Genomic DNA, 25,041 nt, shown 5'->3' on the forward strand with positions numbered 1-25,041 from the left:
GCAACCTACAGGGATCTGTTATGATTTTTAGGGAAAAAAAATGTGTAATGAAATAACCTGGGACGAACTGCTTGAAGAATACTTTTTTTCGCACTGGCTTAGGCCCGCCACTGAGTGGAGCTACAACAAGGTTGTCAGAGGATTCAGACGTTATTCTGCCAATACCCTGCCAGCGCAAATCACGCACCGTCAGATACTCGAGTGGCGGCGTTACTTGCTTCAGGAAAAGCATCAGTCAGCGCAAACATGGAACAATAAAATTGCCCATCTGCGGGCACTGTATAATTACGGGATTGAGCATGAGATGTTTCCCGCGGGAAAACATCCGTTCAGAAAATGCAATGTCCAGCGGGATACCAAGAGGAAAAAAACGCTTACTCGCGCACAGCTGATTCGAATTTATCTGGTCATGCAGCAGTTTGAAGAGGCTGAACGCGCAGGACATGGTATCCGGGGAGGACGTAATGCTCTCTGGCCGGCAGGGTACTGGCTGACGGTTCTGGATGTGTTCAGATACACGGGCATGCGATTAAATCAGCTGCTGCATATCCGGCTGGGTGATATCAATCTCAGTGAGTGCTACCTGGAGCTCTGCCTTGAAGGGAGTAAAACACACCGGGAATGGCGGGTGCCGATTGTCAGTGCGTTAAAACCACGCCTGCTTCACCTGGTCGAAAAATCAACAGAGTTCGGAGCAAGAAGTGAAGATTATCTGTTTGATGTGAACAGAATACAACTCAGCCAGCAGGTCACATGGGATGCTGATACGGTCCATCAGAAGACCCGATCATTTTTTCGGCGACTTTCGAAAGAGTGTGGCTTTGCGGTGTCATCCCATCGTTTTCGTCACACGCTGGCGACAGAGCTGATGAAATCTCCTGAACGGAACCTGCAACTGGTAAAGGAGCTACTGGGACATCGAAGCGTCAGTACAACCATGGAATATGTAGAGCTGAAGATGGATATCGTCGGAAAAGCACTGGAGGCTGAATTATCACTTCATACAGATATTATGGTCGAAAGGAATTTGCATTTGTTGACACAAGCCTAATTGGCTGAGATGATAATCATTGATCGAGAAAAGGGAGTCTGGTAGGACAGACTCCCTATCTTGAGGGACAAGTTCCGAATATTAACCAGTGCAAACGCTCTTGAAACACCGGAGGACATTCCGTATGACCGGCCCCTGCATTTATCGCCCGTCAGGTTTCTCATTTCCTGACCAGCGTGCTTTGATGCAAATTAGTGGTGCCCGAACTCGGAATCGAACCAAGGACACGGGGATTTTCAATCCCCTGCTCTACCGACTGAGCTATTCGGGCAACGGGGCGCATTAAACCGTAATCGGGCTGTCTCGTCAATGCCTTTTGATGAAAATAGTTAATTTAGTGACTGTTTGTACTGTTTTTATGCGATATGAAGAAAAAACAAACGAGAATAGTGGGTTTTATTAAAGGCGTAAGAAAAACGTCTTAACCATGGCTGATTTTCCATCCAAATAATTATAGTGGGGAGAAAAGCTCTCCCACTAATTAGTAGGAGGCGGGTAGACGTTTAATAAACGCTTCCGGGGGCAGAAAGCCAGTAATCCGTGAGTTGGGAATTTCGTGCCCTTGTGCATCAAAAAAAAGTAATGTGGGGAGCCCTAGCACCTTCAATGAAGAAAGCAGTGCGACGTCTTGGGGGTTATTCTCAGTTACATTCGCCTTTAAACGCTGCATTGAGCTCATTGCTTGTTGAACCGTTGGGTCAGAAAACGTGTATTTCTCAAATTCTTTACACGCAACACACCAATCGGCGTACAAATCGAGGATTGTCACCTTTTGCTGTGGGTTATTGAGTTTCAGATCGAGTTCCTGACGATTAGCGATAGGAGTAAATAGAGAAGCCGGAGCTTTAACGGTGACGGCTGGCGGATAAAAAAGCTCCTGGAGGGGATGAGCGGCAACTATGGCAAGTATTAGCCAGACGAGAGCTAACCAACGGGCCCCGGTTTTAGTACTCTTTACCGATAAAATAAACGCCCAACCAGCGGCGGCGATAATGAGTAATGCCCACAGACGTTCACCCCAAACTTCGCCGATAACCCTCTCTAACAAAAATATCGGCAAGGCGAGAATCACAAAGCCAAAGCCTTCTTTAACCGTTTGCATCCAAGGCCCGCTACGTGGCAATAATCTATTACCGAACAGTGTCACGACGATGAGGGGTAAGCCCATACCTAATGCGTACAGATACAGTGTCCCAGCACCATTTAGTATCTTTCCGCTTTGTGCGATATATAACAAAATTGCACTCAATGGGGCGGTCGTACAAGGGGAGCAAATTAATCCCGCTAATACCCCCATACACAGTACTCCGGGGACTGAGCCTCCACGTTGTTGATTACTCCAGAGAGCTAAACGGGTTTGTAAAGATGCCGGGAGTTGTAAACTGAATGTACCAAACATCGATAGGGCGAGTAAGATAAATGCCCCGGATAGTAGAATTAATAAAATCGGATTTTGTAGTGCGGCTTGGAATTTCATGCCAGCGGCGGCTACAACTACCCCAAGGATCGTATAAGTGATCGCCATACCTTGGACATAGACGACGGCGAGCAAGGCAGTACGTGTAAAGGAAAGCTGCTGATGTCGACCTAAAATAATTCCCGAAATTAAGGGGTACATCGGTAAGACGCAAGGCGTAAACGCAATCCCAATACCTATTAACAGTGCCCAAAGTGGCGTGTAGGGAAGGTGGTGTGAAGACGATGATGATAACGTTGTCGATTGTGCTGGTTGAGCAACCCCCTCATTTAAGGGAACGGTCTTTGTCTCAGGGGGATAGCAAAAACCTGCCGCCGCGCAGCCTTGGTAAGTCACGACTAACGTTGGATTACTTCCGTTCTGGGTCACGGTTAGCGGCACACTGATATCTTGCGGGTAAATTTCACTCTCCCCGAAAAATTCATCATGGTGTGGCTTTCCTTTGGGAAGCTGCCAATCGCCTAGGGATGCATTACGAGACTCAATATTGATTTTTTGTCGGTAAAGATAATAGCCTGGTTTTATTTGCCAATGCAGCGTAACCGTATTGGCTTGCTGAGAAAAATCAAAGGAAAAGGCTTGGTCGACCGGAACAAACCCTTTATTTTGCCCAAAGATATCCGCTTGTGCCGCTACAGGTAATAGCGTGAGTAACAGTAAAAAAAAACGAAAAAAGAGGCCTGAACACATAGAAGAATTCACTATTGTTTGGGGACGAAGCATGTTGAAAATGAGGATTCGGCGAGCATAACATGAAATCAGCACTGCTGAAAAAGCCAGCAATGCTGATTGAGTCATCAGGGGTCAAGAATTAAGCATCTTCATTAAACAATTTTGCTTTATAGGCAGGATGCATCAAGTTCTCAACAGAAAATATATCGTCGAGTTCAGCTTCGGTGAGTAATTCACGCTCAAGCACAACTTCACGCACACTTTTCCCTGTTTCCGCACAAATTTTACCGACAATATCACCGTTGTGGTGACCAATGTAAGGGTTTAAATAGGTGACTATCCCGATCGAATTAAAAACATAAGATTCACAGATCGCTTGGTTAACAGTGATACCGTTAACACATTTTTCCAACAGATTATAACAAGCGTTACTCAGAATCGAGATAGACTCGAACATCGCTTGACCAATCACAGGCTCCATTACATTGAGCTGTAACTGCCCAGCTTCAGCTGCCATAGTCACGGTAGTGTCGTTACCAATAACTTTAAAACAGACTTGGTTGACCACTTCTGGAACCACAGGGTTGACTTTCGCGGGCATGATGGAAGAGCCAGCTTGTAGCTGTGGTAAGTTAATCTCATTCAGCCCAGCGCGGGGGCCGGAGGAGAGTAAACGTAAATCATTACAGATTTTCGACAGTTTCACCGCTAAGCGTTTGAGTGACGAGTGAACCATTACATAGGCACCACAGTCAGAGGTTGCTTCAATAAGGTCTTCTGCTGCCACTACCGGTAGTTGGGTGACTTGTGCTAGATAGTTAACCGCAAGTGTTTGGTAGCCTTCAGGTGTGTTTAACCGAGTGCCGATTGCTGTTGCGCCGAGGTTAACTTCCAGTAAAAGCTGTGCGGTATGTAGAATACTTTTAGTCTCTTCTTTTAGTAACACACTAAAGGCTTTGAATTCTTGACCGACCGTCATTGGCACAGCGTCTTGTAACTGAGTCCGGCCCATCTTGAGGATATGCGAGAACTCTTTTGATTTCCGATCAAAGCCCTCACTAAGGCTGTTAATGGCATCAATTAATTTAAGCAGAGAGTGATATACCGCAATGCGAAAGCCAGTTGGGTAAGCATCGTTAGTTGACTGACACATATTAACGTGATCGTTCGGATTGAGATGCTGATACTCCCCTTTTTGATACCCCATCAGTTCTAATCCAATATTCGCCAGAACTTCATTGGTATTCATATTGACCGAGGTGCCTGCACCGCCCTGGTAGACATCGACCGGGAATTGGTCGATACAAGTCCCGTTATTCAAGACTTCGTCGCAGGCTCTAATAATCGCTTCTGCGATGCTGCGAGGTAACGTTTTTAGATCACGATTAGCCAGTGCTGCGGCCTTTTTTACCATTACCATGCCACGAACAAATTCAGGAATGTCACTGATCTTGCTGCTGCTTATATAAAAATTTTCAATCGCACGTAACGTATGAATTCCAAAATAAGCGTCTGCGGGTACCTCACGCATGCCGAGTAGGTCTTCTTCGATACGAATATTTTTGGTCATGAGAGCCTTCTTATAATAGGTCGTCGTTTTCCATGTCGACGGTAATATTGCCGTATAAATTTTCAGCGGTATTGCGCTGCACTGCCGCTCACCGTGACGCGATCATAGGGTGTTTTTTAAAAAAATCAGCCGCACAGATCACTATATAATAACTTTATTTTTACATTTGTTCCTTCGGTAATCGTTATTACCGAATTATTGTGCTTAGTGTAGGGATAGCTATCGATATTTAACAATAGTAAAAACGAATTGTTTACGGCATTAATTCCACTTTATCAAAACAGTCATGACAAATACTGACAAAAAAGTCCTAAGTTTCCGGTTCTTTCTGTTGTATTCAACTTGAATTGCTAGATAGACGTACCCATCATTATGGGATAAGTCGGTATTCTGTCGAAAAGACAGTTTTTTGTGAATTTGAGGAGACCACCGTGCGTTGGTTACCATTTGTTGCTTTATTTATCTTGGCTTGGATCGAGATTTCGCTCTTCATTGAAGTTGCTCATGTATTTGGTGTGCTGATAACCCTGTTGTTGGTCATCATGACTTCAGCACTAGGGATATCCTTGGTAAAAAATCAGGGCATAAAAAACTTTCGATTAATGCAGGAAAAATTGGTGAGGAATGAAAACCCTGCACCGGAGATGACGCGTGGCTTATCCCTTTTCTTAGCTGGCTTTTTATTAATCCTTCCAGGTTTTTTTACCGATTTTTTAGGGGCATTATTGCTATTACCACCCGTACAGCAGCGATTGACCCATAAGTTAATGCCTTTTATTAGCGTTTGGGGTGGACGTGGTAATGCAGGCAGTAATGCTGGATACACCATGGAAGGCGAGTTTGAGCGTAAAGAAGAACAGCGCCTTGAACATCGAGATGAAACATCATCAACTCATAAAACAGATTAGCCCTGTCTCTTCACGCTAGCGGTGCGTTAGCGTGACTTTCTTGCTGTTAATCCTCTATTTTCGCGGCGTCCTCTTTCTATTATCGCCATTAAAATAAAAAAAATTTTCTTTCTGCCCTTGAAAGTGATGGTGTTCGGCCCTACCTCTGATGTCACGAAGCCTTAATGGCGTCAAAAATTTAAAATAATGCGTGATTAGCTATCTCATAGGAGAACGATCAAATGAACATTCGTCCATTACATGACCGTGTAATTGTTAAGCGTAAAGAAGTTGAAGCAAAATCAGCAGGCGGCATCGTCCTGACTGGTTCTGCAGCTGGCAAATCAAGCCGTGCAGAAGTATTGGCTGTGGGCAATGGTCGCATTCTTGAAAATGGTGAAGTAAAACCGCTGGACGTAAAAGTCGGTGATGTTGTGATTTTTAACGAAGGTTACGGCGCGAAAACTGAAAAGATTGATAACGAAGAAGTTCTTATCATCTCTGAGAACGATATCCTTGCCGTAGTCACTGCGTAATTACACGAAATATTTCATCTATAACATTTTGAGGAAATTAGAAAATGGCTGCTAAAGACGTAAAATTTGGTAATGATGCACGCGTAAAAATGCTACGTGGTGTGAATATTCTTGCCGATGCAGTAAAAGTAACCTTAGGCCCTAAAGGTCGTAACGTTGTTTTAGATAAATCATTTGGCTCACCGACTATCACCAAAGACGGCGTTTCGGTAGCACGTGAAATCGAACTTGAAGACAAGTTTGAGAACATGGGTGCCCAAATGGTAAAAGAAGTTGCTTCTAAGGCGAATGATGCTGCGGGTGATGGTACAACTACTGCAACCGTTCTTGCACAATCTATTGTTAACGAAGGCCTAAAAGCGGTTGCTGCGGGTATGAACCCAATGGACCTAAAGCGCGGGATTGACAAAGCGGTTATTGCTGCTGTTGAGCAGTTAAAAACGCTATCTGTACCATGCTCTGACTCTAAAGCTGTTGCTCAAGTTGGTACTATCTCCGCAAACTCCGATGAGAGCGTAGGTACCCTGATTGCACAAGCAATGGAAAAAGTCGGTAAAGAAGGTGTGATTACCGTAGAAGAGGGTACTGGCTTACAAGATGAGTTGGATGTCGTTGAAGGTATGCAATTTGATCGTGGTTACCTCTCTCCTTACTTTATCAATAAACCAGAAACGGGTGCCGTAGAGTTAGAACAACCTTTCATCCTGTTAGCTGATAAAAAAATCTCCAATATCCGTGAGCTGTTACCGGTGTTGGAAGCGGTAGCAAAATCAGGAAAGCCGCTGTTGATCATCGCAGAAGATGTGGAAGGTGAAGCATTAGCAACGCTAGTGGTTAACACCATGCGCGGTATCGTCAAAGTTGCGGCAGTTAAAGCACCAGGCTTTGGTGATCGCCGTAAAGCGATGTTACAAGATATCGCAATTTTAACCGGTGGTGCCGTTATCTCTGAAGAGATTGGTATGGAACTGGAAAAAACCGCGTTAGAAGATCTGGGTCAAGCAAAACGTGTTGTGATCAACAAAGACACCACGACTATCATCGACGGTATCGGTGAAGAAGCGAATATTAAAGGCCGAGTGACACAAATTCGTCAACAAATTGAAGAAGCAACGTCTGACTATGACAAAGAAAAACTGCAAGAACGTGTAGCGAAATTGGCTGGCGGCGTTGCGGTTCTGAAAGTCGGCGCAGCGACTGAAGTGGAAATGAAAGAGAAAAAAGCACGTGTTGAAGATGCGTTACACGCAACTCGTGCAGCAGTAGAAGAAGGTGTTGTTGCCGGTGGTGGTGTTGCCCTAGTTCGTGTTGCAGCGAAAATTGCTGGCCTGAAAGGTGACAACGAAGACCAAAACGTAGGTATCCGTGTTGCACTGCGTGCAATGGAAGCGCCACTGCGTCAAATCGTTTCTAACGCCGGTGAAGAGCCGTCTGTTATTGCCGATAAAGTGAAACAAGGCGACGGTAATTTTGGTTACAACGCAGCGACTGAAGAATACGGTAACATGATTGATTTCGGTATTCTGGATCCAACTAAAGTGACGCGTTCTGCACTGCAATACGCTTCTTCTGTTGCCGGTCTGATGATCACTACTGAGTGTATGATCACTGATTCACCAAAAGAAGATAAAGCTGACTTAGGTGCTGCGGGTGGTATGGGCGGCATGGGTGGAATGGGCGGTATGATGTAAGGTGACTTTCGTCACAATTTGATATTGTCTTTCTGTCGTTGCCCTTCAAATGGGCAACGTCACCCTACTGAGACCCTAGCAAAGCTAGGGTTTTTTTTGTCCGTAATAGTGATCATGTTTTTATCACACATCTTATCGCCTGAATAAACGCTCTTGCTGGTGATGTTTGCTTTGCTTAGCTCTACCGAACAGGGGCCTCTGCGGGACTTTTCATACATGGCTGGAATTTAGTGAGAATTGCCGATATTCTAACGGCTCAGAAGTGAGCCGAAGTGTTTTCAAACCTGCATCAGGTCACAGGGAAGACACTCATACGTATAATAATGAGGAATACAATGCGTTTACTTTCAGGCATCTCAGTTCTATTCGCTGTAATGGTAGTCGCTGGTTGTAGTTCGTCTGGGAATCAACTTAATTCAGCAGGGAAAAATGTACGTTTTGTTGACCAACAACCTGGGGCCGAATGTCACTATATTGGTACGGCTAGCGGGGAGCAAAGCAATTGGTTCTCTGGTCAGCAAGTTGAGGGTGGTAATTCACTACGTGGTGCGGCGAATAGTCTTCGTAATCGTGCCGCTGAAATGGGCGGAAACGTAATTTATAATGCCAGCACTCCAGGGTTAAGTTTGGTGTCGAGTTTTGTCCCGGTTGCAACAAAAATGTCCGGGCAAGTTTATAAGTGCCCTTAATGCTTGAGTCATAAGCGTATCAAGTCTTTTTGATACGCTTATGTATAAATTAGTTTAGCTGACGCAAACCTTGCTGTTTCTTTTGCAGTTCTGTAGTGATTTTTTCAATATCACTCTGCTTATCAGCAATTTTTTCTTTATATTTCGCTATTTTCTCAGCATTATTTTTAGCTGTAGCTTGCTGAAGATCATGCTGACTCTCTTGTAAATCTTGTTGTTTCTCTTTCAATTTATGCTGTAATTTCTGAATATCTTGTTCCGCATCACGTCGAACACTTGATGCCGTACAGTGATCTTTCACTTCAGCTAAGGCCTTTTTCAGTCCAGCGACTTGGTAGCTATTGTTGTGCTGTTGCGCTTGGTTAATTTGCTCGTTTAATGCTGCTTCTTTTTGGGCACAGGTTTGTACCGCGAACGCTTGCTGCGCACCAACAAGTGTGACCAAGGAAAATAATGTGGCAGATAATCGCTTTTTCATAGAAACCCTTTTCTTGAGTGATTAACAGTTAAGTGTAGCCATCTCTTGCTATCAAACCTGACGGAGTTGTAAGTCCAATGGGGTTTTACTCGGCTCTCCACCAATTTCTCTTGCAAGGCGAGGAACCAGATAGCCTGACACTTTACCTAATAAGCCATGCATAATGCTGCGGGCTTGTTCGTCGGAGACATAAAAGTGTGCGGCCCCCTGCACTTTATCCAGAACATGGAGATAGTACGGGAGAATTCCGATATCGAAGAGACGATTGCTCAGCGTAGCAAGAATAGAGGCATTGTCATTGATACCGCGCAATAAAACACTCTGATTAAGTAATGTTACATTCGCTGCTTTTAATCGAGAGATTGCTTGCGCTAATTCATCATCAATCTCTTGAGCATGGTTAATATGTGTGACCATTATTACTTGTAACGGCGATGCGGCAAGCCGTTGACAGAGCGTATCAGTGATACGAGCAGGAATAACCACTGGCAACCGTGAATGGATTCGTAAGCGTTTGAGATGAGGAATAGATTCCAATTCACTGATTAAATAATCGAGTTCGTGATCCTTAGCCATTAAAGGATCGCCGCCGGAGAAGATAATTTCGTTTAATTCTGGGTGTTGGCGGATATAATCAAGCGCGACTTGCCAATTACGTTTATTACCTTGGTTATCTTGGTAAGGAAAATGGCGGCGGAAGCAATATCGGCAGTTAACAGCGCAGCCGCCTTTCACTAGTAATAGTGCGCGATTAACGTATTTATGGAGTAGCCCAGGTACTGCGGCAGTTTGTTCGTCCAAGGGGTCAGTGCTATAGCCGGGGGTTAAGGTAAACTCGCTGGCTTGTGTTATTACTTGACGTAGTAGGGGATCATTAACGTCTCCTGGTACCATACGACGAATGAATGAACGAGGAACACGCAGGGCAAATAAGCGGCGTGCATCAGCGCCTGCTTGGAGTTCAGGATGGTGTGAAAGATTTAAAAGTTGCAGTAATTCAGCAGGTTCTGTCACAACGTCTGCAAGTTGCTGCAACCAATCTTCTCTCGCAGGGGTATTTAGGGTTACAATGTTTGCCATTTTTGGCTTCATACCAGTGATTATTTATAGAGGGCCTTCATGGCAACATATTCTAGCAACGATTTTCGTAACGGTCTTAAAATCATGTTCGACAACGAACCTTATGCTATCGAAGCAAGTGAGTTCGTTAAACCCGGTAAAGGCCAAGCTTTCGCCCGTGTAAAAATGCGTCGCCTGTTAACCGGTAAACTGATTGAGAAAACCTTCAAATCGACTGACACAGCTGAAGGTGCTGATGTTGTTGATGTGACCCTCACTTACCTTTATAACGATGGTGAGTTCTGGCACTTCATGAACAACAACACTTTCGAGCAATTGGCTGCAGATGCTAAAGCTGTCGGCGAGAGCAACATCTGGCTACAAGACCAAGCTGAATGTATCGTTACTTTATGGAATGGTAACCCGATTAGCATTCTTCCACCAAATTTCATTGAAGCTGAAATCGTTGAAACCGATCCAGGTTTAAAAGGCGACACCGCAGGAACGGGTGGTAAGCCAGCTAAACTCACTACTGGTGCAGTGGTTAAGGTTCCATTATTCGTCCAAATCGGCGAAGTTGTCCGTGTGGATACGCGTTCAGGCGAATACGTTTCGCGCGTCAAGTAAGAGTAAGCGCGCCTGTATGGCGCGTTTTTTTAATAGGTAAAGCGCTATGAAATCGTTAATAGTAAAAATGGCCGTTTTATTCCTGTTTAGCACATCGCTCACTGCTTGTAATACGTTTCGTGGGATGGGTGAGGATGTTTCAAGTTTAGGTCACGCTATTTCCCATGTTGCCAGCTAATGGCCCATCATTTTTATTTACCGCTATGTTGAACCCCCTATCACTGTAAGGATATTTTTGATGAATGAATCGGACCTTTGGCAGCCGAGCGCCCCTATTGCGAATTTGCTTAAGCGCGCAAATTTGCTAGCTGATATTCGGCGTTTCTTTGCTGATCGTGGAGTTCTGGAAGTTGAAACCCCCGCTATGAGCCAAGCAACGGTTACAGATATTCACCTGGTTCCTTTTTCTACGCGTTTTATTGGCCCAGGTGCAGCGCAAGGCCGTGATCTTTGGTTAATGACTAGCCCTGAATATCATATGAAGCGTTTACTTACAGCCGGTAGTGGGCCGATTTATCAAATGAGTCGCTGTTTTCGTAATGAAGAAGCAGGTCGTCATCATAATCCAGAATTTACTATGCTCGAATGGTATCGCCCGCATTACGATATGTACCGTTTGATGAATGAAGTGGATGACTTACTGCAACAGATCATTGAGTGTGAACCCGCAGAAACCCTCTCTTATCAGCAGGCTTTCCAGCGCTATCTGGGTGTCGACCCCCTTACGGCGGATAAAGAACAATTAGTTGTTTGTGCAGAAAAGTTGGGTGTTGGCGATCTGGCTGCCCGTGAAGAGGATCGCGATACATTATTACAACTTTTATTTATGCTTGGTGTAGAGACGCAAATTGGTCAAGAGAACAAGCCGGCATTTGTTTATCATTTTCCTGCATCACAAGCGGCTTTGGCCGAGATTAGTACCGAAGATCATCGTGTGGCAGAACGCTTTGAAGTCTATTTTAAAGGCGTAGAGCTGGCAAATGGCTTTCGCGAGTTGACGAACAGCGATGAACAACGTCAGCGCTTTGTTGCTGATAACCGTCGTCGACAATTGATGGGGCTGCCGGAGCAACCGATTGATGAGCGTCTTTTAGCGGCATTGAGTGCAGGAATGCCTGATTGCTCAGGCGTGGCACTGGGTATTGATCGTTTGGTGATGCTGGCGTTAAAAGCGGACTCCTTAAAAGAAGTCATGGCCTTCACGGTCGACAATAGCTAAAAATCTAGCCAGTCATAGTGACTGGTTTTTTTTATAACCCCCCGGCTTGATAGCGTGCTGACTGCATTGCCGCACTGGTTTTGCCCACTTGTTCCATCCTTACTTGTACAGGTGGGTAAGGGAGCTCAATGTTATGCTCGCTAAAACTGCTTAAAATTTGCTGATGTAAGTCGTGGCGCAGTGGCATACGATGGCCGATTTCTGCCGCATAAATCCTTAATTCAAAAAGTTGGATACCTTGATGAATATCAACGAGAAATGCTTCTGCTGCAGGGGTCTTTAAGACGTAACTGCAACGGTTCGCTGCCGACAGCAATAAGTCTGTGACTAAAGCGCTGCTCACGTGGGATGGGGCTGGAATATTCAATACCACACGTGTGTGTGCATCAGATAAAGACCAGTTGATAAACTGTTCAGTAATAAAAGCCTTATTCGGCACAATAATCTCTTTTCTATCCCAGTCAGTAATGGTTGTTGCTCGCGTATTGATCCGTGAAATCGTACCGGTGAGATCACGGAGTGTTACGGTATCACCAATTCGGATGGGCTTTTCAAACAAGATAATTAGACCAGAAATGAAGTTCGCAAAGATCTCTTGCAGACCAAATCCTAGTCCCAGACCCATAGCGGCAACGAGCCATTGTAATTTAGACCAATCGATGCCTAGCATCGAGAATCCCATCATTACACCAATGATCATCAATAAGTATTTGGTCAATGTGGTAATGGCGTACCCTGTTCCGGGGGCCAAATTCAGGTGTTGTAAAATGGCGAGCTCAAGCATCGCGGGCATATTTCGGACTAATTGTAGCGTAACCACTAGGACTAATATGGCGATGAGTACCGCGCCTAAGGTGACATCTTGGACGCTCTCAACACCTTGAATTGATGAGTTAACTCCCCACAATGGGATATTTTCTAGGAAGGCGAAAGCCGAGTGTAGTTCTGACCACAGCAAGATTAACGCGAAAAGTGCAACCAACGTAAGTAAAGAACGTACTAAGCGTAAAGACTGTGCACTAATAGTATCAAGGTCGATAACCGGTTCGTCGATAGTTTCTTGGGCCTCGCTATTACTTCCTATATTTTCATCGTCCTGATGATTACGCGCGCGGCTAGCTAAAATTTCTGCGCGACGTTGGCGCGCGCGGTCGAACTCTATACGACGACGTTGGATCAGCATCCAACGACGAATAATATGGTAGATAATCAGTAATACAAACCAGATACCTACAGAGCTTTCTACCCGTGCCAGAAGCGCTTGTGCTGTTGCCAAATACCCGAGTAAGGAAGCGACGATGGCGACCGGTGGAATAAGGATCATTACATCCCACAGTAAGCGATTAATCATATTATTACTATTGCCTTGCCGGTCAAAGTAGAGCGGTAATCCTGCACGGCGCAGTGCGTTGGAGACGATTGTTAAGGCAATACAAATAAGAATAAAAGTTAACCGTCCTAATGATGCGGTAAAAGGGCGTTCTTCAATATTATCGAAGGTGATGAGCATCATGGTCAGTGGGACAATAAAGCCAATGCTGAGCGAGTAATAGCGTACTGCGCGTGAAACAGCTTGTGGCGGCCACCGGAAATGCGCAATAAATAGTCCGTTTGGGTGGGCGAATGTAGCACTGATCATAAATGCCCAAAGCAAAGGTAGCGTAGCTGTGATTCCATCTCCAACGGCGACAGCGATCGGATAAGGCCAGGCTCTTTGTAGCCCATAACCTAGTGTTGCCCATAGCACTGGTAAGGGGAGAGCGACGAGAATTGACCAGAAAACGGTTCGTAGTGTTAATGAAAAGCGATCTTGTGTCACTTTACCTATACGACTGGCGGAACGTGCTAAAAATGCATGGTAATGCCGACGTGAACTAAGGCTCACAATTACCAAAATGAAAGCGCCAATTACGGGTAAGATTGATTCTCGACTGGTAGCGACCATGACTAGAGCTTTACCCAATTGCCCGAGGCTATCAAGCGAAAGTAAGCGAGTCAGGTCTTGAACAACTTGGAGAGGGTAGTGCAGGGTGATGGGGTTAATATCTGCTGTCCAAAACAGATAACGGTGAGTCGCGTCAGTCACATCCCCTAATGCATCTTGTAACTGTGTATTGGCGACTTTTAGTTTCGTAATTTCTAGAATTAATGCATCACAACCAGAAATTAACGAATTAAGCAGTTCACCTTGGGTATTAAGTTGTGAATCTAAAATGCGTCGTTGTTCATTGGTCAGTGATTGACCACTGATTTGCCGAGTCTCACGTAATGCATGTTGTCGTGCTAATAGATCTTCATAGTGAAGCCGTTGAACACGTAACTCGCCCATTTCGCTATCAATTTGCTGAGATTTCGGCGCATCCGGTAAACGGGCAACTTGAGCCCTAAGAGCTTCACCGAGTAATGTTGACTCGCCTAACCATTGCGACTGTTCTCGCAGCGTAGAAAGGGCTTGCCGAACTTGTTGGGTTTGGTTAGCAACCAGTCGTTGTTGAGAAGAAACAAGCTCCATATGCTGTGCTTGCTGGTTGAGTGCCGCTGACAATTCTCTATTAACAGTGAATTGTTCGTGAATGACCGGAGGTAAGTCACCACTGTTTTCTGCCAACTGCTCTGTCCGTTCAAGTGCGCGCTGCGCTTCATCTTGGCGCAAGCTACTTTGTCGGGTGCGTAATGCTTGGAGATACGCATCAAGCTGAGCAATAGTCTTTTGATGAAGTTCCGCCCGCAATTTAGCCAATTCTTGCCGGTTATTCGCAGAGAGTTGAGCTAATTCCAGTTCATTGACACGCGCTTTATTAGCCGCATTTTCGGCTTCGTAAGCATCGCCGCGAGCTTGACCTATCGGTGTTGAGGAGACTTGAAAATTTTGCAGACGTCGATCACTCTCAGAAAGTGCCCGTCTTGCATCGGTTTGGTTGGTCGGTAGTTGATTTAACGAGTCGCTAATTTCGCGCACACGATCTTGTTCTTGTTGCGCTAAACGGCCCTCTTCTAACAATTGACTACTCACCCGCAGGATTTCTTGCTCAATATCACTGCTGGACAATGCAGGATTAACGCGTTTGCTTGTTTCGTTTAGCGTGGTAATTTGTTGGCGTAGCGTGGCAGCAAGTTGGGGGTAATTATCAATAACTTCTTGATATTGTCGAGCATTTTCTATCGATTGATTACGTTGGTTCACGTAATCCAGCGTGCTTCGTAGTGCCTGTATAACATCGGTTTGCGCCGTCGGGGTTTTGCTGTTTTGCGCCTGTTCGAGTGCTTGCCTAATTTGTGGGGGTTCTGGCAGTGCATAAGTCGCGAAAGCGACACTGAATCCTAAACTCAGTAGAATAACGGTTAGTATACGCACTGCCATGCTCTCCAGAATTAGGCGTCAGTTTGTTCAGACAGGGTATGTCCACTTTGTGTTGGCGGAGTCTTAACGTGCTTGTCGGCAATATTTTCTGCTAAAGGTTGTCCTAATCGTGTAGGGGCTTGAGCTTCTAACGCTTCACTCAAACGTACTTGATTGGGTGGGAACAAGTTGATCACCGTTGATCCCAACTTGAAGCGTCCCATTTCTTGTCCCTTGAGCAACACAACTGCGCCTTTTTCATCGGCGTGAGGGTAGTGCCAGCGTTGAATAATCCCTTCACGGGGAGGTGTAATTGTACCGGCCCAAACAGTTTCGATACTTCCAACAATAGTCGCGCCGACAAGAATTTGTACCATCGGCCCTATATCCGTATCGAAATAGCAGATAACGCGTTCGTTACGTGCAAATAAGTTAGGAATATTTTGTGCTGTTAACGGATTCACTGAGTAAAGATCACCAGGAACGTAAACCATTTCACGAAGGATACCATTGCATGGCATGTGTACACGATGATAGTCACGTGGTGCAAGGTAGGTTGTCACAAATTGACCGTTATAGAAATGGCGTGCACGCTCTTCATTACCGGCAAGCAGTGCCTCTAGCGAATAATAGTGGCCCTTAGCCTGAAATATCTGGTTCTCATCAATTCGTCCACATTGACTGACCGCACCGTCGGCGGGTTGGATCAATATATTCGGGGCATGATCGATGAGCCGTGCTTCATCTTTTAAAGGACGGACAAAAAAGTCATTAAAGGTACGATAGCTCGCGGTATTGGGATTTGCGGCTTCTTGCATATTAACTTTGTAGTACCAGACAAATATGTCGATTACCGCTTTGGTTAACCAACCTGCTTGCCGACTTGCTCCCCAGCCAGCCAGCTCGGTGAGTTGTCTTTTAGGAAGGATGGCGTTGATACCTAATTTTAACTTGTCTAACACGGTCGCCTCCTGGCGTACATAATATCGGTCTAAACCTTCGTAGGGCAAATGCCCCACAATAGAGAAAGGAAATGATGTAAGGACTTAGCCTTGGTAGTGTTTACTCTTTACTGCTGAAATTTTTTCTTATCTTCACCGAAGACATACTTTCTAAGATGCGATGATAATTCTCGAAACGTTGTTCATCAATCTCACCGATTTCAACCGCGTGACGTAACGCGCACCCTGGATCATCAAGGTGTTTGCAATCTCTAAATTTGCACAGGCCGAGATACGGTTTAAATTCGACAAACCCTTGGGTGATTTGTTCCGGCTCTAAATGCCATAAACCAAACTCACGGACACCTGGAGAATCGATAACATCTCCACCCTGTGGGAAATGATAGAGCCGAGCCGCTGTGGTGGTATGTTGACCTAACCCCGAATTATCGGACACATCGTTGGTTAAAATAGCGTTATTATCTATCGCATTGAAACCGAGTAGTGCATTGAGCAGACTGGATTTTCCAACTCCCGACTGACCTGCAAAAATACTTACGCGATCGGTCAGTGCTTCTTCGAGAGGTACTAGGCCTTCACGCTGATGGCTAGAGACTTTCAAAACTTGATAACCAATATCTTGATAAATAGCCATTTGCTCATCGACAAATGCTATGGCCTCATCATCGAGTAAGTCGGTTTTATTTAATACCAGTAGTGGGGCAACATTCAGTGTCTCGCAAGCCACTAAATAACGGTCAATAATATTTAAAGACAACTCAGGCAATATGGCGGAGACAATGATGATTTGGTCGATATTTGCCGCAATAGGTTTGATACCATCATAGTAATCGGGGCGCGTCAGCACAGACTGACGGTCATATACCGCTTCAACAATCCCTTTACCTTGTCCTTCTAAAGGCGCACGCCAGACGACACGATCACCGGTGACCAGCGAACGAATTGTACGGCGTAGATTACAGCGCCAAATTTTGCCTTGTGGATCTTCGACATCCGCATGCATACCGAAACGGCTAATAACGCGGCCATCTTGAGGTTCAGCAAATAGGCTATCATCCGGTTCCGCTTTTCCTTCACGTTGTTGTAACCGACGTTGATGGTTGGCATTAACACGCCTTTGCTGGCCTTTTGATAGTTTATTTTTACTCACATAACCTCTCACATAACATGATATTTCGCCCTAGGTGGGCAAAAGGTCTATGATACACCTTAATGTGAACAAATGGCGAATTTAGCGGGTAAGGGAACGCGATGACAACACAAAGTAAAGATAATCTTGTTTGGATTGATTTAGAAATGACAGGGCTCGATCCGCTTCGGGATAGAATCATTGAGATTGCCACTATTGTTACCGATGCACACTTAACGGTATTAGCCGAAGGCCCCGTTTTAGCGATCCATCAAACCGATGAGCAGTTAGCGTTAATGGATGAGTGGAACGTCAATACTCATACACAAAGTGGATTGGTTTCGCGTGTGAAACAGAGCACTGTAACGGAAGCGGATGCTCAAGCCTTAACGATCGAATTTTTAAAACAGTGGGTACCGGAAAATTGCTCACCGATTTGCGGCAACTCTATAGGCCAAGATCGTCGATTTTTAGTCAACTATATGCCGCAGTTGGAAAGCTATTTCCACTATCGCGCCATTGATGTGAGTACGCTAAAAGAGCTGGCGCGTCGTTGGAAACCCGAAATCTTACCGCAGTTTCATAAAAAAGGTACGCATCAAGCATTGGATGATATTCGTGAATCTATCGCCGAGTTGGCCTTTTACCGCGAAAACTTTATAAAACTGTAGGGCATTAGAATAATAACTATACAAACTGCCGAGTTATTCGGCAGTTGGCACAAAAAAATAAAAAAAGCGGTGTCTGGGGGGTTGCGTAGGTAAATTATTCTCGTATAATTCGCACCCCATAACGGTAGAGAATATTTTACTGTGTCGGTGCGGGAATAGCTCAGTTGGTAGAGCACGACCTTGCCAAGGTCGGGGTCGCGAGTTCGAATCTCGTTTCCCGCTCCAAATTTTTCAAGCATTTTATCATTCCTATGAAGTGACGTTTCTCACGTCTCTCCTTCAATCTTTGTTAGTTTCATTGTTATTTTCAACAGACTTATCCACAGGTCGTTATTCCTTTTTTGTCGTCCACTATTGCGGCTCAATATTCGATAATCAATTGATTTAATTATTATTATTTTTTTTCTCTAAAATAATATTAGGGTTGTCCCCCCTCGAGATAAAAAATCTATTCACAGGACAATTATCTTTGTATTTCTGTCGCTTAGCATAAATTAGACCTATTATTCTTACTTCTATGTGTCGAAAGTTGGGTACTACTTATAAGTGGGGGAGGTAACATGCGTGCAATATCAATGATAAGTGATCAGCTGCCGAGTGATTGTTGGCCTGTACAGCAAATAGCGGAGCTTGAGCAGCATTTGTGCCAGCGCGCAAAGTGTTCTCCTTACCAATTAATGTGGCGGGCGGGCGAGGCATTATTGGCCCTTATCTCGCAACATTATGCGACAACACAACATTGCCTAGTGTTATGCGGTAGAGGTAATAATGGTGGTGATGGGTTTGTCCTGGCATATTTACTCAGACAGGCGGGGGTGAAAACGACTGTCGTTGAGGCGAGTCTCTATCGAGAGCGACCGAGTGAAGCCACCCAAGCCCACTCAATCTGGCAAGTCGGACAGCAGAATCCCTCTCTTACCCCTTACGACCCTTGGCCGACAGATATCGACTTAGTTGTTGATGCCCTCTATGGTATCGGTCTTCGACACGCGCCACAGACAGAAATACAATCTTTGATTGATCGAGTGAATACTCATCGCGCCCCTGTTGTCTCAGTCGATATTCCTTCTGGTTTAGATGCTCAGACAGGACAGCCATTAGGGCGGGCAATTTATGCCAGTTCGACCCTGACTTTCATAACACTAAAACCGGGGCTATTAACAGGTAAGGGGCGCGATCATACTGGAAAACTCTATTTGGCTGACTTAGGGTTTGGCAATTGGTGTTCCGATCTGACCGCACCCATCCAGTGTCTCACCGGCCAAGATTTATGTACTTGGCTACCTCAGAGAGCTGCCAGTGCACATAAAGGGGATATGGGTAAAGTTGTATTAATCGGTGGTGCTGAAGGCTCGGCAGGAGCAATACGATTGAGTGGCGAAGCCGCTTTGCGTAGTGGGGCAGGCTTAGTTCGGGTACTTACGCATCACTCTACTATTATGCCCATCTTGACGGCAAGACCTGAACTTATGGTTGCCGAGTTGACCCCCGAATCTTTAAACGCAGCCCTTGAGTGGGCCGACGTTATTGCGATTGGGCCGGGTTTGGGACAATCCGACTGGGCGAAAAATGCACTAAATCAGGTAAAATTAAGTAAAAAAATCATGTTATGGGATGCAGATGCGTTAAACCTCCTAGCAATCGACCCCGATAAACGTCAAAATCGGGTCTTGACTCCACATCCTGGAGAAGCGGCTCGGTTATTAGGCATTTCGATTGCTGAAGTCGAAGCGGATCGATTATCCGCAGCGAATCGACTGGTTGAACGTTTTGGTGGGATAGCCGTCCTCAAGGGGGCGGGTACTATTATAGCCGATGATTCGTTCTCTCCCGCTATTGCGTATGTTGGAAACCCGGGCATGGCGACGGGGGGGATGGGGGATGTACTGACCGGCGTAATAACAGCCTTTATTGGGCAAGGCCTAGAATTATCCCATGCTGCGAGGGCGGGCGTTGTGGCACATGGCCATGCGGCAGACTTAGTGGCAGAAGATAATGGAATGCGCGGTATGCTTGCTCTGGATGTGGTTGATAAACTAAGAATAAGCGTCAATCCACTTCACGATAACGATGATTAACATGACTACAAAAACAGTGATCCTTGCCGATTTATCGGCAACTTTAGCCTTGGGGGCGCAATTAGCAAAAGCCAGTGATAAAGGCACCATTATTTATTTAGTGGGTGATTTAGGGGCAGGGAAAACAACGTTTAGTCGAGGTTTTCTGCAAGCTTTAGGTCATCAAGGTAATGTTAAAAGCCCCACTTATACACTGGTTGAACCTTACGACATTCACGGCCGTTTAGCTTATCATTTTGACCTTTATCGTTTAGCTGACCCCGAAGAGCTCGAATTTATGGGGGTGCGCGACTACTTTACTGGTGACAGCCTCTGTTTAGTGGAGTGGCCACAACAGGGAGCCGGTCTCCTGCCTTCTCCTGATCTGACGGTAGTCTTACACTATCAAGATGATGGACGAAAAGCTGAAATAACCGCTAGCTCGTCTTGGGGGGATGTTTTGTTACAGCATATAGCTGCCGATGGGGAAGAGGCATGACGTTATTTCGGCGGCTGATTTTAGTCGTCTTGGGTTGCTTAATGAGTTATGTAAGTCTGGCGGCACCACTTTCCGAGATTCAGGTCGACAATCGTGAAATACAATCGATTCTTACGTTGAATTTCGCTGATAAACCAACGGTATCTTGGTTTGATCTCCATCGACCTGAGCGTTTTGTGATGGATATTCATGAAAGTGGAGTCATCAAAGGACTGCCGCTGAATTTTAGTGGGGCAAATTTAGTCACGCGTATTCGCACCAGCCAGCCGCCAAATAATAAGGCGGTCCGCTTGGTCGTTGAATTAACTCAGTCCTCCAAAGCCACAGTTACGACTCAGCAAAAGGGTAAACTCTGGCAGACAGTGATTACCCTAACGAGTAAAACGCCACTCTCGGCGAAAATAGCGACAACAAAGGCCGATAAAAATCCTTTTACTCCGGCTAAAACAATCGTCACTAATTCAAACACTACCAGTTATCCTGGGGGGAAAGTCACTCGCAATCAAGTGGTGATCGTGGCAATTGATGCAGGCCATGGAGGACAAGATCCGGGTGCCATTGGGCAACATGGACTGAAAGAAAAAAATGTCACTATTGCTATTGCCCATAAATTGAAGGCCCTTCTTGATGCCGATCCAATGTTTAAACCGGTGATGACTCGAAAAGGCGATTATTTTATCTCGGTAATGGGTCGCTCAGATGTTGCCCGTAAAGAAAATGCTAGTGTATTAATCTCTATACATGCCGACTCTGCGCCCGTACATTCAGTGAGCGGGGCATCCGTTTGGGTATTGTCGAATCGCCGCGCAAACTCAGAAATGGCAAACTGGCTAGAGCAGACGGAAAAACAATCGGAATTATTAGGAGGGGCGGGTGATTTATTGGCGAATAGTCAATCTGACCCTTATCTCAGCCAAGCCGTACTCGATCTTCAATTCGGTCATTCACAGCGAGTGGGTTATGATGTTGCGGTAAAAGTATTGCAAAATCTTCGTCCGGTCACGCCATTACATAAACGTTTACCGGAACATGCGAGTTTAGGCGTGCTTCGTTCGCCAGATATTCCGTCGCTATTGGTTGAAACAGGTTTTATCAGTAATGCTCAAGAAGAGAAACTATTAGGTAGCCCTGCATATCAAAACAAAATAGCTCATGCGATATACCGAGGGTTACGTGCCTATTTTCGTAGCCATCCTTATCAACACATTGCGACGACTGAAAATCGTCCGCTTACGCCAAGTACGCCTTCAGCGACGGTGAAACTACAATCCACTGTGCATACCGTACAGCGGGGAGAGACATTGTCGGGTATTGCAGCACATTACGGTGTTAGTACCAAAGCTATTATCGTACAAAATCGATTGAAAAAGTCCACGGTATGGGTGGGTCAGCGTTTACGAATCGATACGAGTGCGCCGGTAGTCTCCCCTGCTGCTAAGATGATTAAACATAAAGTCATACGGGGCGACTCGTTAAACGCGATAGCATTGAAATACGGTGTGAGTGCCCAAGCTATCATTGCTAGGAATAATCTGCGTTCCGCAAACGTGATGTTAGGGCAAACCTTAATTATTCCATTGCCTTGATGCATCGAACGTTGCTGAGGATCTAGAATGCCTATTCAGATTTTACCGCCGCAGTTGGCTAACCAAATCGCGGCTGGGGAAGTAGTGGAGCGCCCGGCCTCTGTGGTCAAAGAGCTGATTGAAAACAGTCTTGATGCGGGTGCTACCCGTATCCATATCGAGATCGATAAGGGTGGTACAAAACGGATTGCGATTAGGGATAATGGCTACGGAATAGCTAAAGACCAACTTGAATTAGCACTTGCGCGACATGCGACCAGTAAAATCGCCTCTCTTGATGATCTCGAGGCGATTATGAGCTTAGGCTTTAGGGGGGAAGCGCTGGCCAGTATCAGCTCAGTCTCTCGGTTAACGCTAACCTCTCGTCCTGAAAACCAAAATGAGGCTTGGCAAGCCTACGCCGAAGGACGGGAGATGAATGTTAGTTTAAAACCTGCCGCTCATCCTCGTGGTTCAACCCTTGAAGTTCTCGACTTGTTTTATAATACGCCAGCGCGCCGCAAGTTTTTGCGTACCGAAAAGACTGAGTTTACCCATATCGACGAGGTTATTCGACGTATTGCTCTTGCACGTTTCGATGTTGAATTTATATTGACGCATAATGGAAAACAGACGCGGCATTATCGTGTAGCAAACAATGAGAAGCAGAAGCAGCAGCGGTTGAGTGCAATTTGCGGTTCAAGTTTTGTCTCGCAGGCAGTGCATATTGATTGGCAACACGATAGTTTGGGTATTGAAGGATGGGTTATCTCTCCAAGTCATGTCCAGACAGCCACTGAAATTCAATACTGTTACGTGAATGGCCGAATGATGCGAGATAAGCTTATTAATCATGCTATTCGTCAAGCCTATCAAGAGCATATCGGACAACAGCAAATACCCGCTTATGTCCTTTTTTTAACGGTTGATCCGCATCAGGTTGACGTCAATGTGCATCCTGCAAAACATGAAGTGCGTTTCCATCAATCGCGTCTCGTACATGATTTCATTTATCAAGGCATTACCAGTGCGCTGACACCGGCCGATATTCAATCTGTACATGAAGAGCATCAGGCTTCATCACTTTCTCAGCCGGTTATCGCCGAAAATCGAACAGCGGCAGGCAAAAATATGTTTGCTCAGCCAAGTGGATCTGCATCCGGGCGTCATCATTCCTTGCCGGAACCTTATCGTAAGAAAGAGGCGGAAGTTTACCAACGTTTAGTGAGTTCGACGCTCCAAGCACAAGAGGTCAGTCGTGATGCCTTGTCGGTAGAGTCTAACGCTGAGCCATTAGAGGGACATTTACATAGTTTTGGCCGAGTGCTGACGGTCTGCCAACAGCGTTTTGCGTTGCTTGAAAATAAGAATGGGTTAGCGTTACTGGCACTAGCAAAAGCGGCAAAGTTAGTGCTAACACAGCAGCTTTATCCTGAAACTCAACCCCTTGTTTCGCAACCGTTGCTTATTCCTTTAAGAGTGAAATGTACGGCAAAAGAAAAGCAGATCATTACTGATAAAACAGCGTTCTTACAGCACTTTGGTATTGAGTTACATAGCGATGGTCAATACAGCACGCTACGCGCGGTACCTTTACCTTTGCGCTCGCAAAATTTACAAATTTTGATTCCAGAAATGATAGAGTGGTTGTCTCAGCAAACTGAAGATCGGCCACTGGCTTTAGCGACGTGGTTAGCTGAAAAAAGCGTCACTATTGACGAGACATGGACACATTCTCAAGCGATTACATTATTAGCCGATTTAGAACGGCTTGTACCGGGACATGTTGTATCACCGCCAGCAGGTCTTGTTCAACCCGTAGACTTAGACTCTTATTTTGAAGCATTATTAAATGAATGAATTGATACCGCAATTACCGAAAGCCATTTTTATTATGGGTCCGACGGCTTCGGGTAAAACGGCCTTGGCTATCGAGCTTGCACAAACATTACCCGTTGAAATTATCAGTGTTGATTCGGCTTTAGTCTACCGGGGAATGGATATTGGTACCGCAAAACCAACGGTAGCAGAACAGGCTGCCGCCCCTCATCATTTACTGGATTTGATTGATCCTAGCCAAAGTTATTCTGCGGCGGATTTTCGTCGTGATGCGCTACAAAAGATGGCCGAAATTACCGAGCGTGGAGCGATTCCTATTTTGGTCGGTGGGACAATGCTTTATTTTAAGGCCTTACTCGAAGGGCTGTCCCCGTTACCTTCTGCCGATCCTGACATTCGTCACCAACTGGAACAGCGAGCAAAATTAGAAGGCTGGGAAACTCTTCACCGAGAACTTTGTCTGATAGATCCAAAGGCAGGAAAAAGAATTCATCCTAATGATCCGCAAAGACTGACGCGAGCACTGGAAGTTTTTCGTATTTCAGGTAAAACTCTAACAGAGTTAACTGAAACAGCAGGAGAAGCTCTTCCCTACGAAGTGTTTCAGTTTGCTATTGCTCCTCAAGCTCGTGAGGTACTACACCAACGGATTGAACAGCGTTTCCAGCAAATGCTCGATGAAGGATTTGAACAAGAAGTTAAAGCGCTCTATCAGCGTGGGGATCTTCATGTGGATATGCCGTCAATACGTTGTGTCGGTTATCGACAAATGTGGTCATGGCTTGAAGGCGAAATAGATTATAATGAAATGGTTTTCCGTGGCATATGTGCCACCCGCCAGTTGGCTAAGCGACAAATGACATGGTTACGAGGGTGGGATTCACTTGTTTGGCTTGATAGCCTACAACCCGATCAGGCTCGTGACAAAGTTTTGAACGTTATTCGTGCTATAACTGATTGATTATTTGGAATCTTCAGGCATGGTATGTCATAACGGCTTTTAAACTCTATAATAATTACACT

21 protein-coding genes and 2 tRNA genes are annotated in these 25,041 nt (G+C 45.4%); 15 read left to right on the forward strand and 8 right to left on the reverse strand.

Annotation, left to right across the window (positions count from 1 at the left end; genetic code table 11):
• Nucleotides 1–40 precede the first annotated feature (40 nt).
• Entirely contained in the window at nt 41–1,051 is a 1,011-nt protein-coding gene (locus HGT73_RS01300) for a tyrosine-type recombinase/integrase (RefSeq protein WP_214211853.1), read from the forward strand.
• A 195-nt stretch (nt 1,052–1,246) separates the two neighbouring features.
• On the opposite strand, the gene HGT73_RS01305 is transcribed toward HGT73_RS01300, so the two are convergent.
• The 3 genes from HGT73_RS01305 to aspA form a co-directional block, all read right to left on the reverse strand.
• Nucleotides 1,247–1,322 (reverse strand) — tRNA-Phe (locus tag HGT73_RS01305).
• Nucleotides 1,323–1,532: 210 nt separating this feature from the next.
• Nucleotides 1,533–3,218, reverse strand: coding sequence for a protein-disulfide reductase DsbD (locus tag HGT73_RS01310; RefSeq protein WP_214211854.1), 1,686 nt, complete (start codon nt 3,216–3,218; stop codon nt 1,533–1,535).
• 121 nt (nt 3,219–3,339) lie between these two features.
• The gene (aspA, locus tag HGT73_RS01315; RefSeq protein ID WP_214211855.1) at nt 3,340–4,770 is read right to left on the reverse strand and encodes an aspartate ammonia-lyase; all 1,431 of its coding nucleotides are present in this window, start codon (nt 4,768–4,770) and stop codon (nt 3,340–3,342) included.
• 431 nt (nt 4,771–5,201) lie between these two features.
• Here aspA and HGT73_RS01320 point away from each other — a divergent pair, with 431 nt between their 5' ends.
• The 4 genes from HGT73_RS01320 (at nt 5,202) to HGT73_RS01335 (ending at nt 8,573) form a co-directional block, all read left to right on the forward strand.
• Nucleotides 5,202–5,678, forward strand: a complete 477-nt coding sequence (locus HGT73_RS01320) for an FxsA family protein (protein WP_214211856.1) — start codon at nt 5,202–5,204, stop codon at nt 5,676–5,678.
• Between the two features lie 221 nt (nt 5,679–5,899).
• The gene (locus tag HGT73_RS01325; protein ID WP_048911342.1) at nt 5,900–6,193 is read left to right on the forward strand and encodes a co-chaperone GroES; all 294 of its coding nucleotides are present in this window, start codon (nt 5,900–5,902) and stop codon (nt 6,191–6,193) included.
• Nucleotides 6,194–6,237: 44 nt separating this feature from the next.
• Nucleotides 6,238–7,884, forward strand: a complete 1,647-nt coding sequence (groL, locus tag HGT73_RS01330) for a chaperonin GroEL (protein WP_214211857.1) — start codon at nt 6,238–6,240, stop codon at nt 7,882–7,884.
• 335 nt (nt 7,885–8,219) lie between these two features.
• Entirely contained in the window at nt 8,220–8,573 is a 354-nt protein-coding gene (locus HGT73_RS01335) for a DUF4156 domain-containing protein (RefSeq protein WP_214211858.1), read from the forward strand.
• Between the two features lie 49 nt (nt 8,574–8,622).
• Here the strand turns inward: HGT73_RS01335 and HGT73_RS01340 are convergent, their stop codons facing one another.
• Both HGT73_RS01340 and epmB read right to left on the reverse strand, forming a co-directional pair.
• Nucleotides 8,623–9,051, reverse strand: a complete 429-nt coding sequence (locus HGT73_RS01340) for a DUF1090 domain-containing protein (RefSeq protein WP_214211859.1) — start codon at nt 9,049–9,051, stop codon at nt 8,623–8,625.
• 51 nt (nt 9,052–9,102) lie between these two features.
• The gene (gene epmB / locus HGT73_RS01345; RefSeq protein ID WP_214211860.1) at nt 9,103–10,131 is read right to left on the reverse strand and encodes an EF-P beta-lysylation protein EpmB; all 1,029 of its coding nucleotides are present in this window, start codon (nt 10,129–10,131) and stop codon (nt 9,103–9,105) included.
• Nucleotides 10,132–10,170: 39 nt separating this feature from the next.
• Here epmB and efp point away from each other — a divergent pair, with 39 nt between their 5' ends.
• The 3 genes from efp (at nt 10,171) to epmA (ending at nt 11,956) form a co-directional block, all read left to right on the forward strand.
• Nucleotides 10,171–10,737 (forward strand): elongation factor P, encoded by a 567-nt coding sequence (efp, locus tag HGT73_RS01350; protein WP_214211861.1) that lies wholly within the window; start codon nt 10,171–10,173, stop codon nt 10,735–10,737.
• Nucleotides 10,738–10,804: 67 nt separating this feature from the next.
• Nucleotides 10,805–10,915 carry an entericidin A/B family lipoprotein gene (locus HGT73_RS01355; protein WP_407073135.1) on the forward strand — a complete coding sequence of 37 codons (111 nt, stop codon included), beginning with the start codon at nt 10,805–10,807 and terminating at the stop codon, nt 10,913–10,915.
• 60 nt (nt 10,916–10,975) lie between these two features.
• A complete protein-coding gene (gene epmA / locus HGT73_RS01360) occupies nt 10,976–11,956 on the forward strand; it encodes an elongation factor P--(R)-beta-lysine ligase (RefSeq protein WP_214211862.1) in 981 nt (326 codons plus the stop codon).
• A gap of 31 nt (nt 11,957–11,987) precedes the next feature.
• Here the strand turns inward: epmA and mscM are convergent, their stop codons facing one another.
• From mscM to rsgA, 3 genes are all read right to left on the reverse strand, one after another.
• Nucleotides 11,988–15,317, reverse strand: coding sequence for a miniconductance mechanosensitive channel MscM (gene mscM, locus HGT73_RS01365; RefSeq protein ID WP_214211863.1), 3,330 nt, complete (start codon nt 15,315–15,317; stop codon nt 11,988–11,990).
• A gap of 11 nt (nt 15,318–15,328) precedes the next feature.
• The gene (gene asd, locus HGT73_RS01370) at nt 15,329–16,258 is read right to left on the reverse strand and encodes an archaetidylserine decarboxylase (RefSeq protein WP_214211864.1); all 930 of its coding nucleotides are present in this window, start codon (nt 16,256–16,258) and stop codon (nt 15,329–15,331) included.
• A 100-nt stretch (nt 16,259–16,358) separates the two neighbouring features.
• The gene (gene rsgA / locus HGT73_RS01375; RefSeq protein WP_214211865.1) at nt 16,359–17,408 is read right to left on the reverse strand and encodes a small ribosomal subunit biogenesis GTPase RsgA; all 1,050 of its coding nucleotides are present in this window, start codon (nt 17,406–17,408) and stop codon (nt 16,359–16,361) included.
• 101 nt (nt 17,409–17,509) lie between these two features.
• Here rsgA and orn point away from each other — a divergent pair, with 101 nt between their 5' ends.
• From orn to miaA, 7 genes are all read left to right on the forward strand, one after another.
• Nucleotides 17,510–18,058, forward strand: coding sequence for an oligoribonuclease (gene orn / locus HGT73_RS01380; protein ID WP_214211866.1), 549 nt, complete (start codon nt 17,510–17,512; stop codon nt 18,056–18,058).
• A 149-nt stretch (nt 18,059–18,207) separates the two neighbouring features.
• Nucleotides 18,208–18,283: transfer RNA gene (locus HGT73_RS01385), tRNA-Gly, on the forward strand.
• 335 nt (nt 18,284–18,618) lie between these two features.
• Nucleotides 18,619–20,136, forward strand: coding sequence for an NAD(P)H-hydrate dehydratase (locus tag HGT73_RS01390; RefSeq protein WP_214211867.1), 1,518 nt, complete (start codon nt 18,619–18,621; stop codon nt 20,134–20,136).
• A 1-nt stretch (nt 20,137) separates the two neighbouring features.
• A complete protein-coding gene (tsaE, locus tag HGT73_RS01395; protein WP_214211868.1) occupies nt 20,138–20,614 on the forward strand; it encodes a tRNA (adenosine(37)-N6)-threonylcarbamoyltransferase complex ATPase subunit type 1 TsaE in 477 nt (158 codons plus the stop codon).
• Complete coding sequence (amiB, locus tag HGT73_RS01400; protein ID WP_214211869.1) at nt 20,611–22,200, forward strand: N-acetylmuramoyl-L-alanine amidase AmiB; 1,590 nt, start codon at nt 20,611–20,613, stop codon at nt 22,198–22,200. Before tsaE ends, amiB begins: the two co-directional genes overlap by 4 nt.
• Nucleotides 22,201–22,227: 27 nt before the next feature.
• Nucleotides 22,228–24,039 (forward strand): DNA mismatch repair endonuclease MutL, encoded by a 1,812-nt coding sequence (gene mutL / locus HGT73_RS01405; RefSeq protein WP_214211870.1) that lies wholly within the window; start codon nt 22,228–22,230, stop codon nt 24,037–24,039.
• Nucleotides 24,032–24,979 (forward strand): tRNA (adenosine(37)-N6)-dimethylallyltransferase MiaA, encoded by a 948-nt coding sequence (gene miaA / locus HGT73_RS01410; RefSeq protein WP_214211871.1) that lies wholly within the window; start codon nt 24,032–24,034, stop codon nt 24,977–24,979. Before mutL ends, miaA begins: the two co-directional genes overlap by 8 nt.
• The last annotated feature ends 62 nt before the right edge of the window (nt 24,980–25,041 follow it).

It is taken from the genome of Rosenbergiella australiborealis, from assembly GCF_018494035.1.
Taxonomy (GTDB): Bacteria; Pseudomonadota; Gammaproteobacteria; order Enterobacterales; family Enterobacteriaceae; genus Rosenbergiella; species Rosenbergiella australiborealis.